The 1,133-nt window shown below is 62.3% G+C and carries 1 protein-coding gene; it reads left to right on the forward strand.

Annotated features, from left to right (window positions below):
- Positions 1-23: 23 nt before the first annotated feature.
- The coding region (locus tag KUW17_RS23185; RefSeq protein ID WP_222482654.1) for a right-handed parallel beta-helix repeat-containing protein at positions 24-1,133 on the forward strand (1,110 nt) is incomplete at its 3' end.

The following is a 1,133-nucleotide window of genomic DNA, read 5'->3' on the forward strand; positions in this document are numbered from 1 at the left end:
GGCCGTCCGCGAAAGGAACACCTATGACTGTTTACTATTCCTCCGACTTGGGCTGGGCAGCTGGTCAGAATGTTACGAGCCGGCTTGCGGACCTGGCCAGCAAGATTCTGAAGCCCGGCGACACTCTGGTTCTCGACCATATGTACGACCTGAATGCCGGAGCGGGGATCCAGCTGCCGGACGGCGTCACCCTGGCGGCCCAGAACGGCGGCGGGTTTGACCTGCAGAATACCGATGCCTCGGACAGCAGCACGATCCTGATGGGCGATGGCGGGACCCTCAACAACATCACGATCACCGCCAGCGGCGCCCCCGACACCGATTTCGAGGGCCTCAATCCGGAGCGCGGCGTCGATTTCCACCGGGCCCAGGCGATCGGCATCAACGGTGTCGACAATGTCACGGTCATCAACAGCACCTTCTCGGGCAATATCGGACAGTTCCTGGATGTCCACGACAGTGCCAACCTGGTTGTCGAGAGCACCCATTTCACCGGCGCGCGGGCCCAGCTGCGGATGAGCGGCGACGTGGCGGACGCGCTGATCTACCGCAGCCATTTCGAGGACTCGGTCGGCGACGGCATCAAGACGCTCGATGGCGACATTTCCGGCACCCGGGTGATCGAGAGCCTGTTTGAAAACAACACCCGGGACGGGATCGACACCACCGGCGGCTTCCAGAACGCGGTGATCAAGGACTCGGTGTTCTACAACAACTTCAGCGCGCTGGACATCAAGTCCCCGATCCATGACTCCGGCGACCTGACCCGCACGCATGTGAACAGCAACATCCTGATTGACGGCGGCCATATCTCCGGCTCCAACAGCGGGATCGTGACCACCTTCACGGATTACACCGGCAAGGTCACGGCCGCGACCGCCGACAGCTATATTCCGCACGACATCACGGTGACCAACACCACCTTCGAGGATATCGGCGTGGCCTTCCTGATCAAGGACGGCTACAACATCACCTGGTCGGATCTGACGTTCCGGAATGTGGGCAGCGAAGCGCGCATCATGAACGTGAACGCGCCGGACGGCTGGCACCGGCTGAGCGACGGCAGCCAGAACATCGGCGGCGACTACACCACCGCGCCTGCGCAGAACCTGTCTGCCGACGAGCTGTGGGGC

This window comes from Leisingera aquaemixtae, from assembly GCF_019801145.1.
In the GTDB taxonomy this organism is placed as follows: domain Bacteria; phylum Pseudomonadota; class Alphaproteobacteria; order Rhodobacterales; family Rhodobacteraceae; genus Leisingera; species Leisingera aquaemixtae_A.